At 63.8% G+C, this 26044-nt stretch carries 24 protein-coding genes; 11 read left to right on the top strand and 13 right to left on the bottom strand.

Annotated features, from left to right (window positions below; all coding sequences use genetic code 11):
* Positions 1 to 251: 251 nt before the first annotated feature.
* From ACNO8S_RS02475 to ACNO8S_RS02430, 10 genes are all read right to left on the bottom strand, one after another.
* A complete protein-coding gene (locus ACNO8S_RS02475; RefSeq protein WP_420182421.1) occupies positions 252 to 878 on the bottom strand; it encodes a hypothetical protein in 627 nt (208 codons plus the stop codon).
* Between the two features lie 226 nt (positions 879 to 1104).
* The gene (locus tag ACNO8S_RS02470) at positions 1105 to 4125 is read right to left on the bottom strand and encodes a PAS domain S-box protein (RefSeq protein WP_420182420.1); all 3021 of its coding nucleotides are present in this window, start codon (positions 4123 to 4125) and stop codon (positions 1105 to 1107) included.
* 107 nt (positions 4126 to 4232) lie between these two features.
* Positions 4233 to 7484, bottom strand: coding sequence for a carbamoyl-phosphate synthase large subunit (gene carB / locus ACNO8S_RS02465; protein ID WP_420182419.1), 3252 nt, complete (start codon positions 7482 to 7484; stop codon positions 4233 to 4235).
* Between the two features lie 156 nt (positions 7485 to 7640).
* The gene (locus ACNO8S_RS02460) at positions 7641 to 7871 is read right to left on the bottom strand and encodes a hypothetical protein (protein ID WP_014039561.1); all 231 of its coding nucleotides are present in this window, start codon (positions 7869 to 7871) and stop codon (positions 7641 to 7643) included.
* An 87-nt stretch (positions 7872 to 7958) separates the two neighbouring features.
* Entirely contained in the window at positions 7959 to 8720 is a 762-nt protein-coding gene (locus ACNO8S_RS02455; protein ID WP_420182418.1) for a hypothetical protein, read from the bottom strand.
* A 49-nt stretch (positions 8721 to 8769) separates the two neighbouring features.
* Positions 8770 to 9303, bottom strand: coding sequence for a DUF5815 family protein (locus ACNO8S_RS02450; RefSeq protein WP_420182417.1), 534 nt, complete (start codon positions 9301 to 9303; stop codon positions 8770 to 8772).
* Between the two features lie 125 nt (positions 9304 to 9428).
* Complete coding sequence (locus ACNO8S_RS02445) at positions 9429 to 10277, bottom strand: hypothetical protein (protein WP_420182416.1); 849 nt, start codon at positions 10275 to 10277, stop codon at positions 9429 to 9431.
* A gap of 74 nt (positions 10278 to 10351) precedes the next feature.
* The gene (locus ACNO8S_RS02440) at positions 10352 to 10768 is read right to left on the bottom strand and encodes a DUF7124 domain-containing protein (protein WP_151102919.1); all 417 of its coding nucleotides are present in this window, start codon (positions 10766 to 10768) and stop codon (positions 10352 to 10354) included.
* Positions 10769 to 10820: 52 nt separating this feature from the next.
* Positions 10821 to 11045, bottom strand: a complete 225-nt coding sequence (locus ACNO8S_RS02435) for a hypothetical protein (RefSeq protein ID WP_420182415.1) — start codon at positions 11043 to 11045, stop codon at positions 10821 to 10823.
* 49 nt (positions 11046 to 11094) lie between these two features.
* Positions 11095 to 12345, bottom strand: a complete 1251-nt coding sequence (locus tag ACNO8S_RS02430; RefSeq protein WP_420182414.1) for an NAD(P)/FAD-dependent oxidoreductase — start codon at positions 12343 to 12345, stop codon at positions 11095 to 11097.
* Between the two features lie 131 nt (positions 12346 to 12476).
* Here ACNO8S_RS02430 and ACNO8S_RS02425 point away from each other — a divergent pair, with 131 nt between their 5' ends.
* A complete protein-coding gene (locus ACNO8S_RS02425; RefSeq protein ID WP_050007778.1) occupies positions 12477 to 13085 on the top strand; it encodes a DUF6149 family protein in 609 nt (202 codons plus the stop codon).
* 39 nt (positions 13086 to 13124) lie between these two features.
* Here the strand turns inward: ACNO8S_RS02425 and ACNO8S_RS02420 are convergent, their stop codons facing one another.
* Together ACNO8S_RS02420 and ACNO8S_RS02415 are read right to left on the bottom strand one after the other, a co-directional pair.
* Positions 13125 to 14483: an NAD(P)/FAD-dependent oxidoreductase gene (locus ACNO8S_RS02420; protein WP_420182413.1), complete on the bottom strand. Its 1359-nt coding sequence runs from the start codon at positions 14481 to 14483 to the stop codon at positions 13125 to 13127.
* Positions 14484 to 14494: 11 nt separating this feature from the next.
* Positions 14495 to 16726 carry a histidine kinase N-terminal 7TM domain-containing protein gene (locus ACNO8S_RS02415; protein ID WP_050037561.1) on the bottom strand — a complete coding sequence of 744 codons (2232 nt, stop codon included), beginning with the start codon at positions 16724 to 16726 and terminating at the stop codon, positions 14495 to 14497.
* A 123-nt stretch (positions 16727 to 16849) separates the two neighbouring features.
* Between ACNO8S_RS02415 and ACNO8S_RS02410 the strand changes: the two genes are divergently transcribed.
* Positions 16850 to 17725: a homoserine kinase gene (locus ACNO8S_RS02410; RefSeq protein ID WP_129756039.1), complete on the top strand. Its 876-nt coding sequence runs from the start codon at positions 16850 to 16852 to the stop codon at positions 17723 to 17725.
* A gap of 45 nt (positions 17726 to 17770) precedes the next feature.
* Here ACNO8S_RS02410 and ACNO8S_RS02405 read toward each other — a convergent pair whose 3' ends face one another.
* On the bottom strand, positions 17771 to 18223 hold the full coding sequence (locus ACNO8S_RS02405; protein ID WP_050037559.1) for a peroxiredoxin: 453 nt from the start codon (positions 18221 to 18223) through the stop codon (positions 17771 to 17773).
* Between the two features lie 104 nt (positions 18224 to 18327).
* Between ACNO8S_RS02405 and ACNO8S_RS02400 the strand changes: the two genes are divergently transcribed.
* The 9 genes from ACNO8S_RS02400 (at position 18328) to ACNO8S_RS02360 (ending at position 26027) form a co-directional block, all read left to right on the top strand.
* Positions 18328 to 18978: an adenylate kinase gene (locus ACNO8S_RS02400; RefSeq protein ID WP_050037558.1), complete on the top strand. Its 651-nt coding sequence runs from the start codon at positions 18328 to 18330 to the stop codon at positions 18976 to 18978.
* Positions 18979 to 19065: 87 nt separating this feature from the next.
* Complete coding sequence (locus tag ACNO8S_RS02395) at positions 19066 to 19956, top strand: DUF106 domain-containing protein (RefSeq protein WP_014039551.1); 891 nt, start codon at positions 19066 to 19068, stop codon at positions 19954 to 19956.
* A 45-nt stretch (positions 19957 to 20001) separates the two neighbouring features.
* Entirely contained in the window at positions 20002 to 20580 is a 579-nt protein-coding gene (gene cmk, locus ACNO8S_RS02390; RefSeq protein ID WP_129756038.1) for a (d)CMP kinase, read from the top strand.
* 4 nt (positions 20581 to 20584) lie between these two features.
* Positions 20585 to 21475 (top strand): RNA-guided pseudouridylation complex pseudouridine synthase subunit Cbf5, encoded by an 891-nt coding sequence (locus ACNO8S_RS02385; protein ID WP_014039550.1) that lies wholly within the window; start codon positions 20585 to 20587, stop codon positions 21473 to 21475.
* Positions 21476 to 21565: 90 nt separating this feature from the next.
* Positions 21566 to 22186, top strand: a complete 621-nt coding sequence (locus ACNO8S_RS02380) for a hypothetical protein (RefSeq protein ID WP_014039549.1) — start codon at positions 21566 to 21568, stop codon at positions 22184 to 22186.
* 44 nt (positions 22187 to 22230) lie between these two features.
* On the top strand, positions 22231 to 22422 hold the full coding sequence (locus ACNO8S_RS02375; RefSeq protein WP_014039548.1) for a DUF1328 family protein: 192 nt from the start codon (positions 22231 to 22233) through the stop codon (positions 22420 to 22422).
* A gap of 75 nt (positions 22423 to 22497) precedes the next feature.
* Entirely contained in the window at positions 22498 to 23184 is a 687-nt protein-coding gene (locus tag ACNO8S_RS02370; RefSeq protein WP_014039547.1) for a nucleotide exchange factor GrpE, read from the top strand.
* Between the two features lie 165 nt (positions 23185 to 23349).
* Complete coding sequence (gene dnaK, locus ACNO8S_RS02365; RefSeq protein ID WP_050037556.1) at positions 23350 to 25254, top strand: molecular chaperone DnaK; 1905 nt, start codon at positions 23350 to 23352, stop codon at positions 25252 to 25254.
* 455 nt (positions 25255 to 25709) lie between these two features.
* Positions 25710 to 26027, top strand: a complete 318-nt coding sequence (locus tag ACNO8S_RS02360) for a DUF7344 domain-containing protein (protein WP_008310829.1) — start codon at positions 25710 to 25712, stop codon at positions 26025 to 26027.
* Positions 26028 to 26044: the final 17 nt, after the last annotated feature.

Below are 26044 nucleotides of genomic sequence, written 5' to 3'. Positions count from 1 at the left end.
GCGACGGTAGGAGCCGTGAGGTGTAGCGAGGGGCGCGACTGAAAGGAGCGGCCCTCGGAATTGTGAGCGGGGAGCGGGACCTTTGGTCCCGCAGGCAGTCGGGCGGCATTGCCGCCCGACGACGGGGAACGGAGTGACCCGCGAGCAGCAGCGCGGTTCGGAGCGAGCGAAGCGAGTGAGAACCGCGAGACGCGAACGATGACGACAGGAACCGTGAGCAGCGCGGTTCGCACGCACATAAGCCACGTCTCTCAGTCGCTGTCGTCGTCGATTGGCTGTCCGCGGTAGTACGTGGTCTGGTCGCTGTCTTCGTCTTCGTTTGCGGTGTCTTGTGGTGCGACGGGGCGGCCGCGATACATGACCCGGTTGGCGGTGTCGTCGCCGTCGATTGCGTCCGGACTGTCCTGCTGATGGTTTTCGATGAACTCGGCGGCCGCGTTCAGGGTTGTCTTGTCGGTCTTGCGGTGCACCCAGCAGTGGTACATTTTCCGTGGGGTCCGGAGCGCGAGGCGGTGCGCACGGAATCCGGACTTGGTGGTAACGTCGGCAACCGCCTCGTGTGGGACCTCGATGACTTCGTCGTCCTCGTCTTTCCCGATGAGACAGAGCGTCCGGCGGCCGGTAATCAGAATGACCGTCCGACGGTCGCCGACCGGTGAGTCGGTCTTACGTTTCGTCCCGCGCCCGATGCCGCGCTTCCCGTTGGTCAGGAGATACGCCGGGGCTTCCGCGCCGTCGAGGTACGTCAGCGGTGGGTTGTTCAGCGGTGGTGACCCGGAGAACCGACTCTCGTGTCCGGCGAGGACTGCCGTCGTTACCGAGCTACCGGGAGCCATCTCCGCAACTGTCTCCGCCCGCTCGGTGACGTCTTCTATCATCGGCTTTCCGGAGCGGCGACGGTGATTGCAACGCGATCCATACAGCTACTGCCACAGCCGCAGGAATGAGTGTTACGAACGTGCCATTATTGTCCCAGAACAAGACAGATAGGCACCGATATATGAATAGTTACTATCTATCGCCACCATATTGGCGTAATACTGCTGAGTTGTAAGGCCAGGAAGAGAGGTATCCACGGCGAGCAGTCATCACAGCTCCACAGGCTCAGAACTCCTGTCTGACGCCCCGGAACTCGAACCGTGCGCCGCCGTCGTCGCTCTCAGTCACGGACACCGACCAGTCGTGTGCCGCCGCGATCTCCTTGACGATAGCGAGGCCGAACCCGGTGCCACCGTCAGTGGTGGTGTAGCCGCTCTCAAACACCGTTTCGTGTTGTTCAGCCGGGATACCGCCGCCGTCATCGGCGACGTAAAAGCCCGAATCGGTGAGATCACCGACCTCGACAGTGACAGCCGGGCCGCCGTGTGTCACGGCGTTGTTGATGAGGTTCTCGAGGAGCTGGCGAACGCGGCTCTCGTCGGCGTAGATCGTGCTCTCGGCAGTGACTTCGAGGGTGGCATCAGACGTCTCGACGGCCTGCCAGCAGGACAGGACAGTCGATTCGAGGGCGAGCGGCTCCGTTTCCGAGACCGTGTCCCCCTCACGGGCCAGGGTCAGCAGGTCCTCGATGAGTTCCTTCATGCGGTCGATGGCACGGTAACAGCGGTCGAACTGCTCGTCGTTGCCGGTGTCTCTGGCGAGGGTGAGCGAACCTTCGAGGACGCTGAGCGGGTTCCGGAGGTCGTGGCTGACGATGCTCGCGAACTCTTCGAGCCGGTCGTTCTGCCGCTCCAGTTGCTCGCGGTACTCGATGCGGTCGGAGATATCCCGGGAGATAGCAACGAGTCGGTCGATCTCCCCGTCAGCGAAGATCGGTGTCACCTGCGTCTCCCAGACGCCGGTCGGGTGGAGGCCCCGCTCCTCGAACGTGATGGTTTCGCCGGCCGAGACACACCGCTCGTAGTGGTCGGCGATTCGACGGCCGGTGTCCGGGCCGGCAGCCTCGATTGGGGTCTGACCGGTCAGTGACTCGGTTTCGAATCCGCTCTGTCGTTCGTAGGCCTCGTTCGTCCGGACGTAGCGGAACGTCGGATCGTCCGCCGAGTCCTCGATGTCGACGAGCGCGATGGCGTCGTTCGTGTTCTCGAACACCGCCTCGTACTCGTCGGTGAGGCGGGCCAACTCCCGCTCGCGCCGTTTCTGTTCGGTGATGTCGGTCGCAACGACACAGAGGGCGTACGGCTCGCCGCCCTCGTCGAGTATCGGCGTCTTCCGTGTCAGATGTGTCCGCTCCGTCCCGTCGACAGGAATCACCGTCTCGACTTCGACGGTTTCTTTCTGTTCGAGGGCCCGCTGATCGTCGGCGTGGGTCTGCTCCGCGATGTGGTCCGGGAGAATATCGTAATCGCTCGTCCCGACGACGGACTCGTCAGCGTCGATCCCGTAGAGGTCACGGGCCGCGCTGTTGATGAAGAGAAAGCGACTGTCGGTGTCTTTCATCAGGATGTACGTCGGCGCTGTATCGAGAATGACCTGCAGTTTGCGGCTCGTGTCTTCGAGGGCCTGTTTCCGTTCTTTGTGGTCGGTCACGTCCTGATGGATCCCCACCGCACGTACCGGGTCGCCGTTCTCGTCGCGTTCGAACACCTTACCGATGTCGCGGATCCATCGGTAATCACCGGTGGCCGTCTTGAGTCGGTGGTCGCACTCGTAGATCTCCGTCTCACCGTCGAAGTGTGCGTTCAGTGCTTCGTAGGTCCGCTCGCGGTCTTCGGGGTGGATCAGTTCGTCCCAGGTGTCTGCCGACGGCTCGAGTTCGTCGAGCGAGTAGCCGAGCATATCGGCCCAGCGCTCGTTGAAGGTGACTTCATCCGTCTTGACGTTCCAGTCCCAGACGCCGAGTTCGGCACCTTCAAGCGCGAGTTCGTGGCGTTCCGTGAGCGTTCTGAGCTCTTGCTGCCGGTCGAGTCTGGAAAGCGCCTCTTCGGTGTTGGCAGCGAGAGTCCGCATCAGTGAGACCGATGCGTCCTCGAACGCTGCGGCGTCGGTTGATGCGGCGATCAGCACCCCGTGGTCGCCCAGTGGGATCAGAATCTCGCTGCTGATGTCGGTGTCGGGGTTGTAGCGGCCGGGGATAGTGGAGACATCGTCGAAGACACGCTGTTCGCCGGATTCGAACACCTCCCAGACGAGGCTGTCGCCCTCGCGAAACGTCGGATGCTCGTCGATGATCGCCTGTGCCTGGTCGGTCACCGCAGCCGGTCTGAGAGCGTCGGCCGACTCGTCGGCGAGAAAAACGGCGCTGAGCGGCAGCCCGAGCAGGTCGCGTGCGGTTTCGACGACCAGTTCGGCGACAGCCTCGCGTGACTCAGCGTGCATCAGCTTCCGGGTCGTGTCGTGCAGCGCCTCGATACGCTGCTGTCGCTGCCGGCGCTCCGTTATCTCCCGAAACTGTGAGAAGATCGCGACGGTCTCCCCGTCTTCTCGGATGGTGCGGTTGTGCCACTCACAGACGATCTGCTCGCCGTCGCCGGTCTCGATATCGAGCACGGTATAGTAGCCACCGCTGGCTTCCTGTAGGGCCGTGATCGTCTCTTCGACCGCATCCAGCGCTGAGTCCGGGACGAGCGTCTCGAACTCCTTGCCGACGAGGTCCGCTTCCCCACGCCGGAGAATCTCCTCGCCTTTCTCGTTGACCTGAACCACCTCGAAGCTCTCGTCCCACTCGATGACGCCGAGCGGTGACTTATCGATAAACAGCGAGAGCCGCTTCCGGCTCGCATCCAGTGCTCGCTGTGACCGGTACTGCTCGACCGCGTTGGCGATTCGGTTGGCCAGAATCGTGTACTGGTCAGTGCCTTGCTGCTTCTGGAGGTAGTCCGTCACACCGGCCGAAATCGCCTCGCTGGCTACTTCCTCGGAGCCTTTCCCGGTAAAGAGAATGAACGGGAGGTCTTCGTCGACGGCCCGGACGGATTCCAGAAACTCGATGCCGTCCTGGCCGGGCATATCGAAATCCGAGACGACGCAGTCGATAGGCTCCTCGCTGAGCCGGGTGAGCCCCTCGCTCGCCGATGTTGCCGAAATCACGTCGAAGCGGTCGTCGGTACGGCTGAGAAACGCCGCCGTCATCGACGCGAACTCGGGGTCGTCCTCGACGTGTAGGACACGTACTGCATCGGCCATGGAGAGTATATGAGCGTGTCCAACGAATAAGTATTTGTGCCGATCTGTTCGAGTGACAGGAATCAGTGCCGCCGCGGTGAGCGGTTTGCTCCCGAGGCTAGCCGGCGTTACTCAGCGCCCCACTCGCGCTGGGTCTTTGGCCGTTCGTCGATGGCCTGGACGGCGAGTGGCTGGTCGGCGGAGTTGATCGCTTCCAGCGCCGCCTCGGCGCTCTCGTGGGTCGAGAAGTACGTCACGGTCTCCTCGACGCAGGCTTCCAGCACGTCGCGGTCGCGGGAGAGGACGAGGTCGACCTCGCCGCTCTGGATGGCGTCGATGATAGCGTCGGTGTCCTCGTAGTCGTCGAAGTCCTGTACGTCGAAGTGCTCCTCGAAGCCGAGGATGGGCAGGTCGACGATGGCCGTCCCCTCAAGCGGGATTGCCTTGCCGACGGCCATCTGGGCCTTCTGGTAGGCCTTGCCGAAGGAACCGGCGGTGCCCATGACCTCGCCGGTGGATTTCATCTCCGGGCCGAGACGCGGGTCCGACCCCGGCAGGCGGTCGAAGGGCAGGACGACCTCCTTGACAGAGACCTGCTCGGGAATCTGCTCTTGCACGTCGAGTTCGGCCAGCGTCGCGCCGGACATCACCTTGGCGGCGATCTTCGCGATCGGGACGCCGGCCGTCTTTGAGATGAACGGGACGGTACGGGACGAGCGCGGGTTCGCTTCGAGGACGAACACCTCGCCGTCACGGACGGCGAGCTGGACGTTCAGCAGACCGACGGTGTCGAGCGCGTCGGCGATGTCCTCGACGACCTCGCGGATGCGCGGCATCACGTCTTTGATCTCCTGGGACCGTGGCGGAATCATACAGGCGGAGTCGCCCGAGTGGATACCCGCCGTCTCGACGTGTTCCATCACGCCGCCGATGAGGACGTCGTCCTCGTCGGCCACGGCGTCGACGTCCAGTTCGACGGCGTCGGCGAGGAACTCGTCGACGAGAATCGGCTTGTCCGGGCTCACGCGGACGGCCTCCTCGATGTACGTTTCGAGGTCCTCGTCGTTGTACACCACGTCCATCGCGCGGCCGCCGAGCACGTAGCTCGGGCGCACGAGGACGGGGTAGCCGATGTCGTGGGCCAGGTCCAGCGCTTCTTCCTTGGACGTTGCCGAGCCACCTTCGGCCTGTGAGATGCCGAGTTCGTCCATCAGCTTGTTGAATCGGTCGCGGTCCTCGGCGAGGTCCATCGCGTCGACGGAGGTCCCCATGATCTCACAGTCGAGGTCGCGGCGCTGCAGTTCCTGTTCGAGCGGGTGGCCGATGTCGACGGAGGTCTGGCCGCCGAACTGGACCATCACGCCGTCGGCTTCGGTCGCCTCGATCACGTCGGCGACTTCCTCGGCGGTGACCGGCTCGAAGAACAGCCCGTCGGAGGTGTCGTAGTCCGTCGACACCGTCTCGGGGTTGTTGTTGACGACGTGGGCGTCGATGCCCAGGTCCTCCAGTGCGCGGACCGCGTGGACCGAGCAGTAGTCGAACTCAACGCCCTGCCCGATACGGATGGGGCCGCCACCGACGACCACGACACTTTCGAGGTCCGGGTCGATCTGGAGTTCGTCGCGGTCGATACCCGACAGTGGGTCCCGGGTCGAGTAGTAGTACGGCGTCGTCGCCTCGAACTCGCCAGCGCAGGTGTCGACCAGTTTGAAGTCGCGGTCGGTCGTCTCCGTCTCGACAGTGTCCACTGTGACACCAGAGCCATCCGTCGCCGCTTCGACTTCCGGCTCGTCGCCGCCGTCCTCGTCGAGGTCCGCCGGGAGCCAGGAGACGTGCGTGTCATTGAACTCCCCGCCGGCCAGCGCGGTGATCTCCTGATCGGTGAAGCCGGCCTGTGCGGCGGTCTCGTAGTCGCCCTCGCGGGCGGCGTCGGCGGCGTCGGCGACCTCTTTGAACCGCTCGACGTACCATTCCTTGATGTCGGTGATATCGACGACTTCCTCGACGGTGTAGCCGCGGCAGAACGCCTCGAACATCGCGTACGGGCGGTCGGGCGTCGGCTTTTCGAGGTACTCCGTTTCGAGTTCCGCATCGGCGATCTCGTTGAAGTCGGCAGCCGGGTTGTACTCCGAGGAGCGAAGGGCCTTCAGCAGGCTCTCGGGGAAGGTCCGACCGATGGACATCGCCTCGCCGGTGGATTTCATCGCCGTCGACAGTTCGAACTCCGTGTCGCGGAACTTGTCGATGGGCCAGCGGGGCACCTTCGTCACGACGTAGTCGATAGCCGGCTCGAAGGCGGCGGTCGTCTCGCCGGTGATCTCGTTCTCGATCTCGTGGAGTCGCTTGCCGAGTGCGACCTTCGCGGTGACGCGGGCGATGGGATAGCCGGTCGCCTTCGAGGCCAGCGCCGAGGAGCGGGAGACGCGGGGGTTCACCTCGACCACGCGGTACTCGCCGCCGGGCGTGCCGTCGTCGTGCCAGGCGAACTGGATGTTACAGCCGCCCTGGATGCCGAGGTCGCGGATGACTTTCAGCGCGGAGTCGCGCATCTCCTGGTGACCCTCGTCGGGGATGACCTGCGACGGCGTGACGACCGTGGACTCCCCGGTGTGGATACCCATCGGGTCGATGTTCTCCATGTTGCAGATGATGATACAGGAGTCGTCGGCGTCGCGCATCACCTCGTATTCGAGTTCGACCCAGCCGGAGATGGACTCGGTGATGAGGACCTCGTTGTTGCGCGAGAGGCGCAGGCCCTTGCGGACGCGTTCGATGAGTTCGTCCATCTCGTCGACGACGCCGGAGCCGGAGCCACCGAGCGTGTACGTCGTGCGTGCGATGACGGGGAGCCCGCCGACCTCGTCGACGGCCGCTTCGACGCGGTCCACGAGCGATTCCTCGTCCAGATCGGTGACCGACTCGCCCTCGTCGAGCGTGATGGTCGTCGAGCGCGGCACCGGCTCGCCGATGTCCTCCATCCGCTGTTTGAACAGGTCGCGGTCCTCCGTCGCGTAGATGGTGTCCAGTGGCGTCCCCATCACGTCCACGTCGTACTCGTCGAGGACGCCCTCCTCGGCGAGTTCGGCCGTGACGTTCAGGCCGGTCTGGCCGCCCAGACCGGCGATGACGCCGTCGGGGTTTTCTTTCCGGATAATCTCAGAGATGGCTTCGGTGTTGATGGGTTCGAGATACACCTTGTCCGCCATCTCCGGGTCGGTCATAATCGTCGCCGGGTTCGAGTTCACGAGCACGACGCGGGCACCCTCTTCCTGAAGGGCACGACACGCCTGTGCGCCGGAGTAATCGAACTCGGCCGCCTGTCCGATCTTGATCGGGCCGCTGCCGATGAGTAGGATTGTACGGTCCTCGTCCGCTGTCATTGTACGAGCGGAGTCTATACATCGTAATAAGCCCGGCGAAACAATGCGAAGCTCGAAGCCTAATTTCGAATATCGTAACGTATGCGTGTCACACGATTGGCTGTCTCATAGAGGGGCCACAAGTTAGAATTCCGACGGCAGCGGTGCTGAGAGGCGTCAGTTGTCGCGGTCGGGAACGCGATACCGGTAGGGCTGGCCCTGAATGACCTCGACCTCGCCGGACTGCGCACGGCGACCGAGGACAGTCGCTACCCGGTGGGCACTCCCGAACGCCTCGTCGTGCTCTTCGAGCAGGTCACAGATCTCGCGGGCCGTCAGCGTGCCGTCGGTGTCAGCTTCTTCGAGCACTGTCAGGATGCGCTCGAACTCTCCCTCACGTATAGCCATACACAGTTACAACACCGCAACCATCATATAACACCGTCAGACAACAGTCAGACGGCTGATTTCGGGAAATCGACCGACAGCGGCGAGTCACTGGCTGTCGGACAGTTCGGGGTCGCTGTCTGTCGCGTTCCCCCAGCGCTTTCGGACCCACGTCGGTCGGGAAACGGTTGTCTCGCCGACTGCAGAGTACCGGATTTCGTAGCTGACCAGCGAGTTTCTGGAGCGGTCCCAGTACGAGACGGTGAGCGACCGGACGAGTCCGTCCGGCCGGACAGTCGCCCGTGCGCTGTAATTGTCGGCCGGTTCGAACGCCGCCGGTGGGTCCGTCGCCGTCAGCGTCACGCGACAGGTGTCGCAGTCGTCTCTGGGTCGCTCAACGCTGACGTTTGTCGCGAGATAGGCTTCGATGAGTCGCGCGGGGTCGGGGTCGAGTACCCCGCTGACCGGAGTTGGCCGCCTCGTTGCGGTCCAGGCCCCCTGTGCTCGCACGTCGTAGACGTAGCGTCGGTTCCCGTTGGTGTACACCTGCTTGGTGTAGTTCTGATCGAGAATTTCGGTCCGAAACTGGTAGTGATACCTGTCTTCGACGACGAGATTGACGATTTGGGTTCCCCATTCCAGCGACAACCGCATCTCCAGCACGTACGAGCGGTTCCACGTCGCACGCCGATGGGCCGCCGCGAGTCGCCTAGCATCGACGGTGTTCTCGGTCAGGGCGGAGGCTGCCCGGCTGTCCTGTGGCTGCTCTGGGACCGGAACCGGGGTTACCGTCTGTCGCTCCGCCCCGCCGAAGGCTCCACAGCCCGCAAAAAGCAAGAGCACGAGCAGGATTACCACACGACCCGCCATGCATGGGTGTGCGAGCCAGACCCACTAAGTACTCAGGTCGCAGTCGGCCTCAGATGGCGGTGTCCGACCGCCCGTCGAAGTTCCGCTCGTCCCGGTACTGCTCGACGAACGCGTCGACGTCGAACTGGAGCATCTGCTCCTCGAACTCCGCCATCACGTCGTCGTCCTCGGCGTGGCTGATTGCGTGTTCCATCAGTTCCACGAGCAGTTCGACGACGATTTCGTGAAGACGGCGGGAATCGAAGTCACTCACCCACGCCAGCGAGAAGCCGACCGACCCGTCCTCGCTGGTGTCGGCGGCGACGACTTTCTCCGGGAACTCCTCCATGACGACGCCCATCAGGTGGACAGTGGTGAACTCGTCGTAGTCGTCGTTGGTCTCGATAGTCGCGTGCAGCACTTCGGTGAGAAACTCCGGAACGAAGCGTGCCAGCGGGTGCGGGTCGAGCACGACGGCGTGTGTCTTCCCGCAGTCGCACACGAACTCCCGCATGCCCAGATGGAGGTCATGCGTGTCGACGCGTTCGCCACAGGCCAGTTCGAGTTCGGACTCGCGGCCGCCGGGCACGCGCGGTTCAGCCATTGCTTGTCGTTGTATGCTCGCGTGGTTAAACACCGCGGTCTCTGATCGCGGCGCAGACCTGCGAGCGGAGGGTTATGGCTGGCGCGATGGTATCAGCAGGGGCAGTCGGAGCGCTATGTCCGTGTTCAGAACCCGTCGTCGTCCTGGTCCGCTCGCACCTGAACGTAGGCGTCCGTAATCACTGCGAGACTGAACGCCTGCACTGGCGCGTTCAGCACCATCGACGCGACCTGCAGAACCGACTGGGACGGCAGGTCAAACGACCCGGGAAGGACCACTGAGATGACGGACGCCGTCGAGGGAATGCCCGGAATGATACCGAGAAGGAACAGGATGAACAGAAGCACGATGATCTGTGCCGGGGCGTCCATGAAGCGTGCGACACAGTGTTTGATTGTCTGGACGTAGCCGCCGTCGAACAGGGCGATCGCCTGCAGCAGGTACACGAGTGCAAGGCCGACGACCAGAGAGGCGAGAACGCTACCGAGCGACGCGACGAGACTTAGTATAGCCTGTCCGTTGAGTTGGAAAAACGTCGAGCTCATCGAGATTGCGAACATCACGATTGCGATGCCGCCACCGAGGACAGCCGCCATCACGGCACGCTCCGACGCGTTGTCGCTCCTGATTTCGCTCTGGTCTGCGAACAGCCGGATACCCCAGAACTTGACGACCTGTCCGAACACGAGGAACACCAGCAGCAACACCACGGCAACCGGAGCTGCCAGATCAAGGCTGAACGGTCCGACGAAATCCGCCATCGAGAACCCCGGACTGCCCGCCCCAGCAGGGCCACCCGCGCCACTGGGGGCGCCCTGTGCCATCAACTCGTCGAACAGCACTTCCATTAGCGACGAGCTTGCGACGGTGTTTCCGAGGTTGTACAGGAGAAAAACGCCCATGACCAGCAGGCCGCTTTCGCTGGTCACATCGTCGATACCGCGCCGTAACGCGTCACCGGTATGGAGGGCCATATCTTCAGTCGCTCTCCGGGAAAATATAAAACTATTCGAATCGAAGGTTCCCGCCGACAGCGGAGCCGTGCCGCCTACGGCCAGTCGTCGCGCTCCTCGTCCGCGTCGGTTGTCGCGTCCGGCGTCTCCGGTTCGCCAAGGTCCCAGTCGGCCGCCTCTGCGGCCTGCGTGACGGGGAGGTACTCCCAGCCCGCCGTCTCGGCGAGATCGGCGTCCTCGTCGTCAGCGCCGACGAAGACGTGTCGGTCAGTGTCGAACTGCTCTTTGACGTTTTCGAGGCTCTCCTCGCGGCCGCGCGGCCCCGAGAAGAAGTCCTGTCTGATCCGGTGTTTCCGGGTGAAGTTGGTCACGACGTAGGTGGGCTGTTCGGAGATGACGCCGACGTACTCAGACCACTGGCGCGCGTCGTTGAACACGCTGTCCGGGTAGGCCAGTTGCTTGAGGGCGTCGAGGTCGAACGCGAGTGTCATATCGCCGCTGCCGCCATCCATACGCGACTCTCCGCCTTAGGGCGAAAAAAGAGCGTCGTTCTCCCGCTGGCAGTTACTTTCGGTGCTGGTCCTGCTCGGCGAGCCGGTTAGCCTCCTCCTGTAGCTCCGCCATCTCGCTGGAGGCCTGACGGTCGCTCTGGCCGTGACTGTAATTGACCGACGCATCGAGCAGCGAGCCGGCGAAGCTACCGCTGTCATCGGCTGCTGCGTCTGCCGCACCCGACTGGCTGTCACGACGAATGAGCCGGACAACGATGCTGGAGAGGGCGTCACGCATACGCATCGCTAACGTCCGCAGCGCTGAAAAAGATCGGTGTCGGCGAGCCTTATTCGGCCGGTGCGGGCGTCTGTGCCTTCACTTCTTCGAGGTCCACTTCCTTCTCCAGCAGCAGTTCCTTCTTCTCCGCGACCTGGCGCTCCTCGCGGATGAGCTGTTTGAACGCCGACTGCTGTGAGAGGTCGCCGATCAGCACGCCGCCGATGAGCTGTCCGTCCTCGAAGGCGAGACGCCGCCACTCGCTGTCGGAGTACTTCCGTTCGGCCTCGTCGTCGCCGCGGGTCGGGTGCCCGAAGGAGAGGAACGGGAAGTCGAAGTGCGTGATGGAGTACGAGGAGACCCAGCGGAACTCCTTCTCCTCGGCGTCTGCGACCATGTTCGTCCCGGCGACCGACCCCTGTTCCTTGGCCGAGCCCCACGCGCCGTTTTGCGCCTGGGAGTCGAGGATGGTGTCGTAGAACTTGGTGAGGTCGCCCGCGGCGTAGATGTCCTCGACGTTGGTCTGCATGTACTCGTCGACGACGACGCCGTCGTCGAGTTCGAGCCCCGTTCCGTTGAGGAACTCGGTGTTGAAATCGAGGCCGATAGCGACGCCGGCCCACTCGCCGTCGTAGTGGTTGCCGTCGGGGTCGACGGCACCGGTGACGTGGCCGTCGTCGTCGACTTCGAAGTGGTCGACGCCGGACTCGAAGACGGGTTCGACGCCGTTCTCTTCGAGGGCCTCGTGGATGATCTCCGCGCCGTCCTCCGAGAGCGCGTAGCGCCACCAGCGGTTGCCACGCATCAGGTACTTCGCGTCGATTTCCTGTGCAGCACAGACCGCCGCGAGGTCGATGCCGAGCAGGCCCGCCCCGACGATGATGCCCTGATCGGACTCATCAGCGTGCTCGCGGATGCCACGCGCGTCCTGGAACGTCCAGAAGTGGTGGATGCCGTCGGCGTCGCTGTTCTCGACCGGTAGCTGTGCTGGCGTCCCGCCCGTGGCCACCAGCAGCTTGTCGTACTCGTAGGTGTCCCCCTTGTGGGTGTGGATCTCGTGAGCGTCGGGATCGATGTCCGTTACGTGGGTGTTCAGCTGCAGGTCGATGTCACGCTCGTCGTACCACTCCGGCTCGTGAATGGAGATCGGCGCTTCCGGCAGCTTCCCCTTGGCGAACTCCTTGATGAGGATCCGGTTATACAGTGCCTCCCCCTCGTCGGTCAGGACTGTGACCGACGCGTCCGGGTCCGCTTCCCGGATTGTCTCGGCTGCGGACGCACCCGCGATGCCGTCACCGATGATTACGTGCGACGTGCTCATGTACGGCCGATACGAAATCGGGCTTAATGTGGATTGCTATCTGCGTATCGTTTGCGATATTGCGCGGAACACCGCGAAGGACGCCGATAGTCGAGGATTTGAAGGCGCTGGGGCCCGTATCGGTGATCGAAATGAAAATATACCAGAACCCGCGCCACTGGGCGAGCAAGAAGGCGCTGACCACGCCCGGCGTCCGGTCGGTGGCCAACTACGGGCTGGTGAAACTCCACACCAAAATCTTCCTCGGGAAGGCCGACGAAGCCCACCGAGAGGAGCGGCGTGACCACCTCGACGACTTCTTCGACGCCACGATGGACACCTACGTGGCCGCGCTCCAGGCAGATTACTCGGAGGCAGAGGCCCGGGAGATAACCCACATCCAGGCGAACTTCGACTTCTACAACCACGGCTGGACGGAGATGATGGAGTTCCCGGCCGACGAACTCGAAGCCCACTACGAGCGGTACGCGGACTTCTTCGACGCGCACGACATCACCATCGACGACCCGCTCGGGACGTTCCGCCCGGCCGGTGGCGTTGCCGACGCACCGTCGACGCCGGAGCGACTGGACGAGCCGGAACACCCCCACGCCGTCGGTGGGTTCGCCGACGACGTGTACGTCGAAACCGAGGACGGCGAGATGATCGTCGGCGGCGGCCGCGAGGAGCCAGAGGACGTGAGCCCGACCGACGCGCCGGTCGTCGACGAGGACGACGTGGAAGGCGCGGCTGGCGACTGACTCGGGCGGCGATTACAGGGTTTCTTCGGCAGGACGCTCTCAGCGCTGGGCTTCCGAAAGCGGCGAATCGTGGTCCGTCGCCGCTGTCGGTCCGCTTGCGATCCGGTCGGCGCATTCGAAGCCCGCGACGATACCGCCGTTGAGCGAGCGCTCCGGGTACTGGGCGCGCGAGGCCATCCCGGCGTAGTAGAGGCCGTCCGCGACGGCGTCGCCGAGGTCGTAGGGGATGACCATGTCCAGATAGCCACGCTCGTACACCGGTGCCGTCCGGGGATTGCGCCCCGTCCGAATCCAGTTGACGGCGTCCCGGTCGAACTCGGGGAACAGCGATTCGATGCCGTCCAGCCACGTCTCGGCGACCTCGTCGTCGCTCTGTTGCCAGATAGTCTCGGATTCGTCCTGGATGTAGCGCGCGACGTACAGCAGATGTTCGCCGCCATACCGCTCGGCGGAGACGAAGTTCGTGTGTTCGATGAGCGCGCCGAAGGGGGCGTCGTCGGCGATGTTCAGCCAGTACGTATCCAGCAGGGGTTCGTCCATGCTGATGACCGAGCACACCGTCCCCTGGAAATCGATATCGCAGGTGTAGCCGGTCAACTCCTCCAGTACGTTCGGCATCGCCGCGACGACGACGTCGTCGGCTTCGTGAACCGTCGTCTCGGTTCCGTCCGTGGCCGTCAACGACGAGACGGTCCCGCCGCTCGTCTCGATGTCGGTCACACGCGTGCCCGTCTCGATGTTCTCGGGGCCGACGGCGTCGACCAGCGCGTCGAGCAGTCGGCCGAACCCGCCGTCGAAGTAGCCCAGGATTTCGCCGTTCAGGATGTCCCGCTCGCCGCGGAACTTGACCCGCCCGAGCAGCCACGCGGCGCTCACGTCGCCTTTCCGGTCGCCGAACTTCGCGTCGAGCAGCGGCTCGAAGAAGTTCTCGTAGACGCCCCGCGTCGTGTGTTCGACCACGAACTCCTCGATAGGCACGTCCTCGAAGTCCTCTAAGCGTTCGTAGGTGTCGAACGACGGGATGCCGCCGCGAACGTCGATGTCGAGGACGAGCATCCCCAGCCGGAACGTGTCGTACAGCGAGAGATGCGGGTACGAGAGGATCTCCCAGGGCTTGTCCATGGGGTGGACGACGCCGTCGACGTAGTAGGCGTTCTCCCCGATGTGCCACTCGACCGCGTCACCGAGGCCCAGGTCCTCGGCGAGTTCGACGATGGTTTCCTCGGATTTCGAGAGGTGGTGATAGAACTTCTCGATGGGGTCCCCGGCCGTCTCGTAGGTCGCTGCCAGGCCGCCCAGATCCTCGCTCGCTTCGAACACACGGACCTCGTGGCCGCGTTGCTGGAGCCGGTACGCTGCCGAGAGGCCGGCGATACCGCCACCGACGACGCCAATCATACCCCGACCTATCAGCGGTCGTGGGATTTAGTTTGCGCTTCGGTCGCCGCCGTCTCCGTGTCGTCGGGTCCGAAGTCATCTTCCGCCTCATCACCCGTCACCGCCTGCTGGAATTCGAGGATCGCGACGGTCCCCGTCGGGTGGTTGTCCTCGAACCAGAGCGTCCCGCCGTACAGGTCCATCATGACCGAGACGAAGTAGAGGCCGAAGCCGCCAGCGGTCTGGTCGGGCGAGAGCCCGCGTTCGAACACCGTCGTCTTCAGTTCGTCGCTCATTCCGGGGCCGTCGTCGGCGATACGGACCTGCAGCCAGTCGCTGGCCTGCTGGACCGAGACGGTCACTTGCGGGGTGTCAGCGTTGTTGTGGTCGACCGCGTTCCGGAGGATGCTCAGGAGGACCTCTTCGAGCAGTTCGTTCGCCTGCACGCTGTAGTCTCCGTCCAGTTCACAGGAGATCGATACCGAATCGTACTCGACCCGGAGCGACTCAATCGAGCGACGGAGTGTGGCGTTGAGGTCGACGGCGTCCAACCGCTCAGCTTCGCTCGCCGTCACGGTGTTGTTGATATCCCGGATCGTTTCGCTCATCTCCGTGAGCTTCCCACACCAGTTGCTGATGCTGTCGAGATGCCGTCGTTTCGACCGCGGCACGTCGGTTCTGATGTGCTCCGCGCGGCCGCGAATGACGACCATCGCGTTGTGCAGCGAGTGTCTGAGGACGCCGTTGAAGAACTCGATCTGCTCGCGGCGTCGCTGGACAGAACTGCGGCTCTGGCGGAGTTCGCGCTCGCGTTCCACCTGGTCGAGGGCGACCTGCGTCGTCTGTGCCAGAATCGCGGCGTATCGCCTGTCCTCCGTGGCGAGGGTGCTGTCGTGGGACGTAATCGCCATCACGCCGTGGGAGCCAAGCGGCAGCATCAGCGCGTTGTCCAGTGGGTCGAGTCCGTCCTTATCGAGCGAGACGGCCTGTATCTCACCGGTTTCGTATGTCTTCCAGAGCTTGCTTTCGGGCTCGTCCGTCGGCGAGGCGTACAGCAGTTCGTCCTCGACGTGTTCCGCAATCGATTCGCTAATGACGGCCGGTTCGAGGATGCCGTCGTCTTCGAGGAACACGCCCGCCGCGTTCTGGTCGAGGACGGCCGTCGCGAACTCGACAGCCATCTCCGCGACCGCCTCGGCGGTCTCGGCCTCGATAAACTGCTGGGTCGCGGCCTGTAACGCTTCGAGTCGGTCCTGGCGGCGCTGCTGGCCGGTCACGTCCCTGAGAACGACGAGCCGACCGCGTTCCGTCCCGGACTGGTCGGTGAGGCTCGTCGTCTGTGGGTTGTAGTACGTGAACGAATCTCCGAACGAGAACACCTCGCCACGCTCGATGTGGTCAACGAGCCCCGGGACGAGGTCGTCAAGCAACTCTCCGTCGGGGTCCGGCTGATCCAGTGCGCTGGCCGCCGCGGCGTTGTAATCAATGATGACACAGTCGTCGTTGAGAGCGATGACCGGGTCGGGGAGGTTGTCGACGAGGGTGTCACCCGACAGCGTCGTCACAGACAGCGACTCGTCCTTGAACAGTACCCAGCCGACGAGCACCGCGTTGAGCGAGAACGCTACCGGCGTGAAGTCGATGGCCGGGTGCGGCGTGTAGCCGAAATCATACAGCACAGCGACGAATATCGGAAGGCCGGTTCCGATAATGATCGCCGCTGTCTGTCGCCGATAGACGTTCTGCGACCGGAACAAGAACTCAATCAGGAGTGCGTATCCGAGCAGTAACAGCCCGTAACTGACGGCGAGAAGTACCGCGAACGTGGGACCACGCTGGATGGCGACCAGCGTCGTACCGAGCTGAGTGACAGGCACGGCCACCACTTCGACGAGGTCGTGTGCCTGGTCCGTCAGCAGTAACAGCACGTCCGCGTTCACCACGAGAAACAGCGGGACGAGAGACGATGGCCGAAGCCACGACTGTCGGCCGGTGTAGACGAGCGCGAAGACGACCCAGAGTCCGATGACCTGCATAGCGGCGGTTCGCGACAGCAGGTACACTGTCCTGACAGCGGCGGGGTCCGAAACTAGTATCTGCCATATCGAGAGAGCACACCAGCAGCCCCCAGCGACCGCGAGCCAGCCGTACTGGCGAGCGCCGGGGACATCCTGGTTTCGGGCGGCGACGACAGCGATTGCGAAACCGATGAGCGCCCCACCCGCGTTCCCGAGGATGGCGACCGTGGCGATGTCGACATCCATATCGATACCTATTCCAACGTCAGGTTTCCCTGTATTATGCCTTTGGGCCGCGTTCTCAGTACTGCGAAACGGCCACAGTGTCGGTTCGCTACCTTTTTGCCTACACTGCTGAAATTCGCAGGCATGCTGACAGTCCGGGCGCCGGCTACCAGTGCGAACCTCGGGAGCGGCTTCGACGTGTTCGGCGTCGCACTGGAGCGTCCGGCCGATGTCGTCCGTCTGGAGAAGGCCGACCGGGTCACCATCGAAATGACTGGCGCTGGCAGCCAGTATATCCCTGAGGACCCCGACAAAAACACCGTCGGCGCGGTCGCCGAGGCGCTCGATGCGCCGGCACGTATTCAGATAGACAAGGGCGTCCGTCCCGCATCGGGGCTGGGCTCCTCCGCGGCCAGCGCCGCCGCGGCGGCCGTCGGGCTGAACGAACTGTACGACCGCGGCTACTCCCGCGAGGAGCTGGTTCCCATCGCCGCCAAGGGCGAGGCCGTCGTCTCAGGGGACGCCCACGACGACAACGTGGCCCCCTCCATCATGGGCGGGTTCACCATCGCGACCGAGAAGGGCGTCACGCAGGTCGATGCCGACATCCCCCTCGTCGCCTGTCTCCCCGACATCGTCGTTTCCACGCGGGACGCGCGCAACGTCGTCCCCGAGACCGCCCGCGTCGATCAGATGGTAGAGACGGTCGGCAACGCCGCGTCGCTGACGACGGGGATGCACCGCGACGACCCCGAACTCGTCGGTCAGGGGATGCACGACACCGTGGTGACGCCGGCCCGCGCGAAACTCATCGACGGCTACGAACAGGTCCGCGAGGCCGCGCTGGCGGCCGGTGCGACCGGTGTCACCATCTCCGGGGCTGGTCCGACCGTTATCGCCGCCTGCGCCGAGGAAGACCGCCGGAAAATCGCGAGCACGATGCTCGATGCCTTCGGCGACCGCGGCGTCGATGCCCGCGTGTACCAGACCCGAATCGGCGGCGGCGCTGAAGTGTTCTGAGACTGGTGGTCGGTATGCTGTCGCGGCAAAACAGGCTACAGCCGTCTATCCACCCTGGACGTACTCGTTGCGAACGTCATGGAGCACTTCCTCGGCGTGGCCCTCGGGGTTCGAGGGGGCTGGGTCGTAGACGGACTTGACTTCACCGTCGGCCAGCACGAACGTCCGGCGGTCCGTCCGGCCGCCACTGGTGTCCAGGCCGAACGCTTCGGCCACGGTCCCGTCGGAGTCGGCCAGCAGGTCGTACAGCAGGCCCTCCTCCTCGGCGAACTCGTCGTGGGTCGCCACGTCGTCCATCGAGACGCCGTAGACGGTGATACCGCCCTCGCGGAACTGCGGGAGGTGTTCCTGAAAGTCGCGGGCTTCGATGGTACAGCCGCCGGTGAAATCTTCGGGATAGAAGTACACCACCGTCGGCTCCTCGAAGTCGGGCGAGACGGGTTCGCCGAACTGGTTCTGGGCGCTGACGTCGGGCGCTGGCGCTCCGGGTTCGAGCATACCGTCGGTTGGTCGGCGGGGCCTACACACCTTTGGGTGGCGGCAGCACGACCCGACGGCAGGATTTGGACAACCATTTAACTGACCCCTCGGAAACCGTTCCTATGTCGAATCCGCGAATCCTGATTCTCGGGCCGCCGGGAGCCGGCAAAGGGACCCAGAGCGCCAACCTCGCCGAAGAGTACGGCGTCGAACACATCACGACCGGTGACGCGCTCCGGGCGAACAAGGACATGGACATCAGCGACATGGACACCGAGTACGACACGCCCCGCGAGTACATGGAAGCGGGCGACCTCGTGCCGGACGCGGTGGTCAACGCTATCGTCGACGAAGCGCTGTCCCAGGCCGACGGGTTCGTCCTCGACGGCTACCCGCGCAATCTCGAACAGGCCGAGGAGCTGGAAGGGATGACCGACCTCGACGTGATTCTCTCGCTCGATGTCTCGCGAGAGGAGCTGGTCGACCGGCTCACGGGCCGGCGGGTCTGTGACGACTGCGGAACGAACTACCACGTCGAGTTCAATCAGCCCGAAGAGGACGGTGTCTGTGACGACTGTGGCGGCGACCTCATCCAGCGCGACGACGACAACGAGGAGTCCGTCCGCAACCGACTGGACGTGTTCGACGACAACACCGCACCGGTCATCGACCACTACGGGGACCACGACGGCTTCGTCGCCGTCGATGGCGAACAGACGCCCGACGAGGTCTGGAGCGACATTCAGGACGCCGTCGACGCACAGACGGCCTGAGACGCGACGGAACCGCCGTTCGAGGCCGATATCGTCGAGACAGTCAGAGTAAAACGTTGATATGCCGTCGCACCTCAAGCACACACAATGGCACGTACCGCGCCGAAGGTAGAACGACTCGCCGAAGACGGCGAGGCAATGACTGATGCGCTCTCGACGGTACTCGCTGCGGCCGAAGAGAACGGGACCGTTACCTGGAGCGACGTGAGCGACGACCTCACGAGCGGCGAGTGGGGCCGGCTCATCGAATCCGGCCTGCTCATCGACGCCGACGGCGAGGGGTTCGTCATCGACGATCCCGAGGGCGTCCGCGAGGCGCTTGAAGAGTCCGACGCCGAGCCCAGCGACGATGACGACGACAGCGGCTGGTCGAAGTGGGACAAGCTCGCCGGCCTCGGGACGCTCGGCCTGTTTGCAGGCTACTCGATGACCTCGGTCCGTGACGTTATCGCAGGCGGGGTGATCGACATTGTCCTCGGGCCGCTCAACGATATGCTTCCCTTTTATGTCGTCATCCTGGTGCTTGCGATCATCACCGGCACCACCTCGACGATTCTCCAGGACAACCTCATGGATATGTCGGGGATGGGCGACCATCAGGAGAAGATGGAGGACCTGAAAGAGCGCCGCAAAGCCGCGAAGGAACGCGACGACCAAGAGGCGCTTGACCGTCTGGAAGAGGAGCAGATGGAGCTGATGACCGACCAGATGGGGATGTTCAAACAGCAGTTCCGCCCGATGGTGTGGATCATGCTGGTCAACATTCCGCTGTTCCTCTGGCTCTACTGGATCGTCTTCGGAGCCGGCGTCGACGCGAGCCCGGTGATTACGCTCCCCATCTTCGGCGAGGTCGAAGCGTGGAGCAACAGCGTCGCCGGCCCAGTCCAGGCGTGGATTGTCTGGTACTTCCTGTGTTCGCTGTCGTTCACCCAGATCATCCGGAAGGCGCTCAACGTCGAGACGACGCCGACCGGGTAGGCGCGAAGAGACAGCCCTTTCTATCGGGGCCCCCCGAACACCTCTATGTTGATTACCGTCTCCGGCCCGGCCGGCAGCGGCAAGAGCACGCTTGCCAAGAGCCTGGCCGACGCCCTGAGCTACGAGCACGTCAGCGGCGGCGATATCTTCCGCTCGCTGGCCGAAGAGCGCGGGATGACGCCGCTCGAACTGAACAAAGCCGCCGAGGAGGACGATCAGATCGACCGCGATCTGGACCGCCGGCTCCGGGATATCGCCGCCGAGCGCGACGACCTCGTACTGGAGTCCCGTCTCGCCGGCTGGATGGCGGGCGAGTACGCCGACATGAAACTGTGGCTGACCGCGCCGCTCGATGTGCGCGCTGACCGCATCGCGACGCGGGAGAACAAGCCCTTCGAGCAGGCAAAGACCGAAACCCGGGAGCGCGGCGAGAGCGAGGCCCAGCGCTACAGCGACTACTACGACATCGATTTCGACGACCTCTCTATCTACGATCTGGCGGTCAACACCGCTCGCTGGGACCCGCAGGGCGTTCTGAGCGTGACCCTGCACGCCGTCGAATCGTACAGCCCGGACGGCGACGAAGGGAAGGCACCGGTCGAGAACGTCCGGTACGAGTTCTGAGCCGATGACACTCCGTGCCCCGCCCGGCGAACGGGACCTCGATTCGCTTCGCTCGTTCGGCGTCGTCAACCTCGACAAGCCACCGGGACCCTCGGCCCACCAGGTGGCGGCCTGGATCCGCAACGCCACCGACCAGGACCGGGTCGCCCACGGCGGGACCCTCGATCCGAAGGTGACCGGCTGTCTCCCCGTGTTGCTCGGCGACGCCGCCCGGATGGCGCAGGTGTTCGACGACGCCGTCAAGGAGTACGTGACGGTGCTCGAACTCCACGACCAGGCCCCCGCCGACATCGCGGATATCGTCGCCGAGTTCGAGACCGAGGTCTACCAGAAGCCGCCCCGGAAGAGCGCGGTCAAGCGCCAACTGCGCGCGCGGCGGATTCACTCGCTGGACATCCTCGAACAGGGCGAGCGTCGGCTGCTCCTGCGCGTCCGGTGCGCTTCGGGCACGTACATCCGGAAACTGTGTCACGATATCGGGCTGGCGGCGGGGACCGGCGCACACATGGGCGATCTCCGCCGGACGGCGACCGGTACCTTCGACGACGCGTCGCTGTCGACGATGCACGACCTCGTCGACGCGCTAGCGTTTGCCGACGAGGGTGACGAGGGGAAACTCCGCGAGATTGTCCAGCCGGCGGAGCGCGCGCTGGTCCACCTGCCGCGGGTCACGATTGCACCGAGTGCTGCTCGGGAAGTCGAAGACGGTGCGCCGGTGTATGCGCCGGGTGTCATCGAAACTGGGCCGGCCGAAGCCGGCGACGCGACGCCCGAGACGGGTTCGCAGGTTGTCTGTGTCACGCCCGACGGCGCTGCGGTCTGTCTGGGAACGCTCGTCGGCGACCCGGACGCCGACAGCGGCCTCGTTGTCGAACTCGACCGCGTGCTGGTGTAGGTCGTCGTTCCGGGGCCAACGTCGATAATTCCGGGTCAGGGACTCATGAGCCGCGGGAAAAGCTAAGAACGCTTCACGCATAGTACTAGTATGGACCGATGGGTCGACCCCGACGAGGCCGACCCGGCGCAGTGGCGTGGAACGGGACCGTACGACGACCTGCGCCGGGGCGAGGAGACGGTCTCAGTGCTCGAACGCGCAAGTCGGACGCCACTGCCGTATCAGTACGAGATCGATATCCACCATGACGACGACGTCGCCGAGCAGTTCCGGTCCAGCGAATACAAACACGCACGTATCGTCTACAACAGCGGTGTTGACGCCAACCGACGGATCAAGCTCCTTACCCGCGGAGTGCTGTGGGGTGGCGACGAACTACACCAGCGGTTTCAGGCGCAGTACCGTCGACCGCCGCCACCCACTGAGACCGTTCCGTTCGGTGAGTATACCGTCTGGACCCGGTACCAGTACGGGACCATCGAGCGAACAGACGACGGACTAACGTTCACTGAGAGCGAGGCGAACCCGGACGAATCGCTCCGGGAACTCGACTGGGCGACCCTTTTCGACCCGGTCCGGGAACGGCTCGCAGAGTTGGAACTGGTTCGGAACCCCTCCTTCGCGAAATACCGCTTGAAAGAACTCGGTGAGTGGACTGCCTATCGAACGCGGTTCCAGTACGACCCCGGCGCGTTCGCCATCGGTCCCTGATTAGGGGATCTATAATAAATCAGGATGGGGTGGTACACAACGGCATGAAGCACCTACTAACTGCGGTCCCGCTTCAGCCCGGTGGCGGGTTCCTCGAACTGGCGCTGCTGTTTCTCGTCCTCGCCGTCGTTGCTGGGCTGGCCGGCCTGGGGGGCGTGGCGGGGCTCAGCATGCGAATAGCGAAGATACTCGTCGTCGTGTTCCTCGTCCTGATGGTCGTTAGCTTCCTCCTGTGACGCCGGCTTCGGTGGGTAGTGTCACCGCCACACCGTTTCTGAATCCTTTTATCCATGTGACGACTTCTATCGGGTATGACCGAGCAGGACGCAGCCGACGACACGGCCGCGACGGAGGAGTCGACCGCGAGCGAGGCGCAAGCGGACGGCAACGTCGACGCGGATTTCGAAGACGCCCCCGAGGACGTCACCGCGGACGAGGTTGACCTGGGCGAGTTCGACGTCGACGACGATCTGGTCGACCGGGTCGCCGAATCGGACCCCGAAGACGTCGCTCGGGAACTCTCCGCACTGCGGACACGCGTAGACAGTCTCGAATCGCAGGTCGAACAGCAGGACGACGACATCGAGGAGCTAGAGGAGAAGCTCAAGCGCAAGCAAGCGGAGTTCCAGAACTACAAAAAGCGGATGGACAAGCGCCGCGAACAGGAACAGAAGCGCGCCACCGAAGACCTCGTGACGCGCCTGCTCGACGTTCGGGACAATCTGGAGCGCGCGCTCGGACAGGACGAGGACACCGATATCAGGGGCGGAGTCGAGTCCACGCTCCGGCAGCTTGACGACGTGCTCGACGCCGAGAACGTCGAGGTCATCGACCCCGAGCCCGGCGGAGACGTCGACCCGACACAGCATCAGGTGCTCGCCCGCGTCGACAGCGACCAGCCGGACGGAGCCATCGCCGATGTCCACCGGCCGGGCTACGAGATGGCCGACAAAGTGCTACGCGAGGCACAGGTCACCGTCAGCGAGAGCGAGGAGTAGCGGGCGACCACGATGGTATAGCGGTCGTATTGCGGTACATTAAATAATCACCGGTCAGGGAACGCCACCGAGTATAAAACCGCCCGGAGGAGGCCCCTTTGTCCGTTTTTCCGGTCAGTACATCTAGCAACTTTTAACCGGCGCAATCCGCTATGAGCGGGTAAGATGGCGAGCAACAAGATTCTGGGTATCGACCTTGGGACCACGAACAGCGCGTTCGCGGTCATGGAAGGTGGCGACCCCGAAATCATTGTCAACGGCGAAGGCGAGCGGACGACACCCTCTGTCGTCGCGTTCGACGACGGCGAGCGACTCGTCGGGAAACCGGCGAAGAACCAGGCGGTAAAGAACCCCGACGAGACCATCCAGTCGATCAAGCGCCACATGGGCGAGGACGACTACTCGGTCGAACTGGACGGGGAGGAGTACACGCCGGAGCAGGTCTCGGCGATGATCTTGCAGAAGATCAAACACGACGCCGAGGAGTACCTCGGCGACGAGATCGAGAAGGCCGTCATTACCGTCCCGGCGTACTTCAACGACCGACAGCGCCAGGCGACCAAGGACGCCGGGGAGATCGCCGGCTTCGAGGTCGAGCGCATCGTCAACGAGCCGACCGCGGCCGCGATGGCCTACGGCCTCGACGACGAGTCCGACCAGACCGTCCTCGTGTACGACCTCGGGGGCGGCACCTTCGACGTCTCCATCCTCGATCTCGGTGGGGGCGTCTACGAGGTTGTCGCCACGAACGGGGACAACGACCTCGGTGGCGACGACTGGGACCACGCCATCATCGACTACCTCGCAGACGAGTTCGAGGCTGAACACGGCATCGACCTGCGCGACGACCGGCAGGCCCTCCAGCGGCTGACCGAAGCCGCCGAGGAAGCCAAGATCGAACTCTCCTCGCGAAAGGAAACTCGGATCAATCTCCCGTTCATCGCGACCACCGACGACGGGCCGCTGGACCTCGAACAGAAGATCACGCGCGCGAAGTTCGAGTCCCTTACCGAGGACCTCATCGAGCGCACCGTCGGGCCGACGGAGCAGGCGCTTGCCGACGCGGACTACACCAAGAGCGACATCGACGAGGTCATCCTCGTCGGCGGTTCGACGCGGATGCCCCAGGTGCAAGACCAGGTCGAAGAGATGACCGGGCAGGAGCCGAAGAAGAACGTCAACCCCGACGAGGCCGTCGCGCTGGGCGCGGCCATTCAGGCCGGCGTCCTCTCGGGCGACGTGGACGACATCGTCCTGCTCGACGTGACGCCGCTATCGCTGGGTGTCGAGGTCAAGGGCGGCCTGTTCGAGCGACTCATCGACAAGAACACGACCATTCCGACCGAGGAGTCGAAGATCTTCACGACCGCTCAAGACAACCAGACGCAGGTCCAGATCCGCGTCTTCCAGGGCGAGCGTGAGATTGCCGAGGAGAACGAACTGCTCGGCGCGTTCGCGCTCTCCGGCATCCCGCCGGCCCCCGCGGGCACGCCCCAGATTGAAGTGTCCTTTAACATCGACGAGAACGGGATCGTCAACGTCGAAGCCGAGGACAAGGGCTCGGGCAACAAGGAGGATATCACCATCGAAGGCGGTGCTGGCCTCTCCGACGACCAGATCGAGGAGATGCAACAGGAGGCCGAACAGCACGCCGAAGAGGACGAGCAGCGCCGCGAGCGCATCGAAGCGCGCAACGAGGCCGAGGCCTCGGTCCGCCGTGCCGAGACGCTCCTCGACGAGAACGAGGAGGAGATCGACGAGGACCTCCAGTCCGACATCGAGGCGAAAATCGAGGACGTCGAGGAAGTCCTCGAAGACGAGGACGCCACGAAGGAAGACTACGAGGAGGTCACCGAAACCCTGAGCGAGGAACTGCAGGAGATCGGCAAGCAGATGTACCAGGACCAGGCCCAGCAGGCCGCCGGCGGTGCCGCGGGCGCTGGTCCGGGCGGCGCAGCCGGGGCCGGCGGAGCCGCTGGGCCAGGTGGCGCAGCAGGCGGCGCTGCAGAGCAGGGCGAGGAGTACGTCGACGCCGACTTCGAAGACGTCGACGACGAGGACGAGGACTAACAGGACGAGGCCGAGTCGTCGGCTCGGAAGATGAGCGAAGCGATATCTTCCGGTGTTTCGAGACGTGAGCGGAGCGAACGTCTCGAAGACGATGACGAAGAATAAGTCGTTTTCACCAGCTCGTTAGACGTGTCTGGCGGGCTCGCAACGGTGAACGGCACATATTTTTTGAGTGCCGGAAGTGCTGAAGCTGAATCCACGGGTCTGGGGAGCGTTGTCGGATTCACGAAGCGGTCGGATTGGGTCAGTAGGAGTATCTGTTCAGTACATGGCTGCGTTCCATCATGTTGAGTTGACAATCGCTGTGAGCGGGCACATCGCTGTTCCGATCCTCCTAACCAAGGAATCGGAGTATTAGTAGGGATCGCCTAGCGCAGGTAACCCTGATAATCAAAACAGTATAAGATAATGAAAATAGCGCATATATATCAGATAGTCGAGCGTACGGCCGCACAGTGAGCAACCAGAAACAGATACAAGCGCAGCGGCTGAGCACCCACCTCGACGCGGTGCGACACGAAGACCGTCGGCAGATACTCTTAGCGATACGTGACACGGAGCGGTGGCGGCCGTCCATCTCGGAGTTCGACGGCGGTCGGACACCAGTGGGCGAGCCGGCAATCCCGGCGGACCTCTATCACCGGCATCTCCCGAAGTTAGCGGAGATAGGGCTCATCGAATGGGACCGGGAGACCCACTGGGTAACACGCGGCCCGGAGTACGAGCAGGTCCGACCGCTCCTTGCGTTCCTCTCCGAGAACTACGACGAGTGAGAGATAGGGTGGGCAAA

It is taken from the genome of Haloarcula sp. KBTZ06, assembly GCF_048595605.1.
GTDB classification, from domain to species: Archaea; Halobacteriota; Halobacteria; order Halobacteriales; family Haloarculaceae; genus Haloarcula; species Haloarcula hispanica.
The sequence above is the reverse complement of the archived record's forward strand: the minus strand, read 5'-3'. Positions and strand labels throughout refer to the sequence as shown.

What these genes read in the sequence shown, in the direction of transcription:
- ACNO8S_RS02475 (WP_420182421.1), bottom strand. Translation starts at nt 878, where the DNA reads ATGATAGAAGACGTCACCGAGCGGGCGGAGACAGTTGCGGAGATGGCT.
- ACNO8S_RS02470 (WP_420182420.1), bottom strand. Translation starts at nt 4,125, where the DNA reads ATGGCCGATGCAGTACGTGTCCTACACGTCGAGGACGACCCCGAGTTC.
- carB (WP_420182419.1), bottom strand. Translation starts at nt 7,484, where the DNA reads ATGACAGCGGACGAGGACCGTACAATCCTACTCATCGGCAGCGGCCCG.
- ACNO8S_RS02460 (WP_014039561.1), bottom strand. Translation starts at nt 7,871, where the DNA reads ATGGCTATACGTGAGGGAGAGTTCGAGCGCATCCTGACAGTGCTCGAA.
- ACNO8S_RS02455 (WP_420182418.1), bottom strand. Translation starts at nt 8,720, where the DNA reads ATGGCGGGTCGTGTGGTAATCCTGCTCGTGCTCTTGCTTTTTGCGGGC.
- ACNO8S_RS02450 (WP_420182417.1), bottom strand. Translation starts at nt 9,303, where the DNA reads ATGGCTGAACCGCGCGTGCCCGGCGGCCGCGAGTCCGAACTCGAACTG.
- ACNO8S_RS02445 (WP_420182416.1), bottom strand. Translation starts at nt 10,277, where the DNA reads ATGGCCCTCCATACCGGTGACGCGTTACGGCGCGGTATCGACGATGTG.
- ACNO8S_RS02440 (WP_151102919.1), bottom strand. Translation starts at nt 10,768, where the DNA reads ATGGATGGCGGCAGCGGCGATATGACACTCGCGTTCGACCTCGACGCC.
- ACNO8S_RS02435 (WP_420182415.1), bottom strand. Translation starts at nt 11,045, where the DNA reads ATGCGTGACGCCCTCTCCAGCATCGTTGTCCGGCTCATTCGTCGTGAC.
- ACNO8S_RS02430 (WP_420182414.1), bottom strand. Translation starts at nt 12,345, where the DNA reads ATGAGCACGTCGCACGTAATCATCGGTGACGGCATCGCGGGTGCGTCC.
- ACNO8S_RS02425 (WP_050007778.1), top strand. Translation starts at nt 12,477, where the DNA reads ATGAAAATATACCAGAACCCGCGCCACTGGGCGAGCAAGAAGGCGCTG.
- ACNO8S_RS02420 (WP_420182413.1), bottom strand. Translation starts at nt 14,483, where the DNA reads ATGATTGGCGTCGTCGGTGGCGGTATCGCCGGCCTCTCGGCAGCGTAC.
- ACNO8S_RS02415 (WP_050037561.1), bottom strand. Translation starts at nt 16,726, where the DNA reads ATGGATGTCGACATCGCCACGGTCGCCATCCTCGGGAACGCGGGTGGG.
- ACNO8S_RS02410 (WP_129756039.1), top strand. Translation starts at nt 16,850, where the DNA reads ATGCTGACAGTCCGGGCGCCGGCTACCAGTGCGAACCTCGGGAGCGGC.
- ACNO8S_RS02405 (WP_050037559.1), bottom strand. Translation starts at nt 18,223, where the DNA reads ATGCTCGAACCCGGAGCGCCAGCGCCCGACGTCAGCGCCCAGAACCAG.
- ACNO8S_RS02400 (WP_050037558.1), top strand. Translation starts at nt 18,328, where the DNA reads ATGTCGAATCCGCGAATCCTGATTCTCGGGCCGCCGGGAGCCGGCAAA.
- ACNO8S_RS02395 (WP_014039551.1), top strand. Translation starts at nt 19,066, where the DNA reads ATGGCACGTACCGCGCCGAAGGTAGAACGACTCGCCGAAGACGGCGAG.
- cmk (WP_129756038.1), top strand. Translation starts at nt 20,002, where the DNA reads ATGTTGATTACCGTCTCCGGCCCGGCCGGCAGCGGCAAGAGCACGCTT.
- ACNO8S_RS02385 (WP_014039550.1), top strand. Translation starts at nt 20,585, where the DNA reads ATGACACTCCGTGCCCCGCCCGGCGAACGGGACCTCGATTCGCTTCGC.
- ACNO8S_RS02380 (WP_014039549.1), top strand. Translation starts at nt 21,566, where the DNA reads ATGGACCGATGGGTCGACCCCGACGAGGCCGACCCGGCGCAGTGGCGT.
- ACNO8S_RS02375 (WP_014039548.1), top strand. Translation starts at nt 22,231, where the DNA reads ATGAAGCACCTACTAACTGCGGTCCCGCTTCAGCCCGGTGGCGGGTTC.
- ACNO8S_RS02370 (WP_014039547.1), top strand. Translation starts at nt 22,498, where the DNA reads ATGACCGAGCAGGACGCAGCCGACGACACGGCCGCGACGGAGGAGTCG.
- dnaK (WP_050037556.1), top strand. Translation starts at nt 23,350, where the DNA reads ATGGCGAGCAACAAGATTCTGGGTATCGACCTTGGGACCACGAACAGC.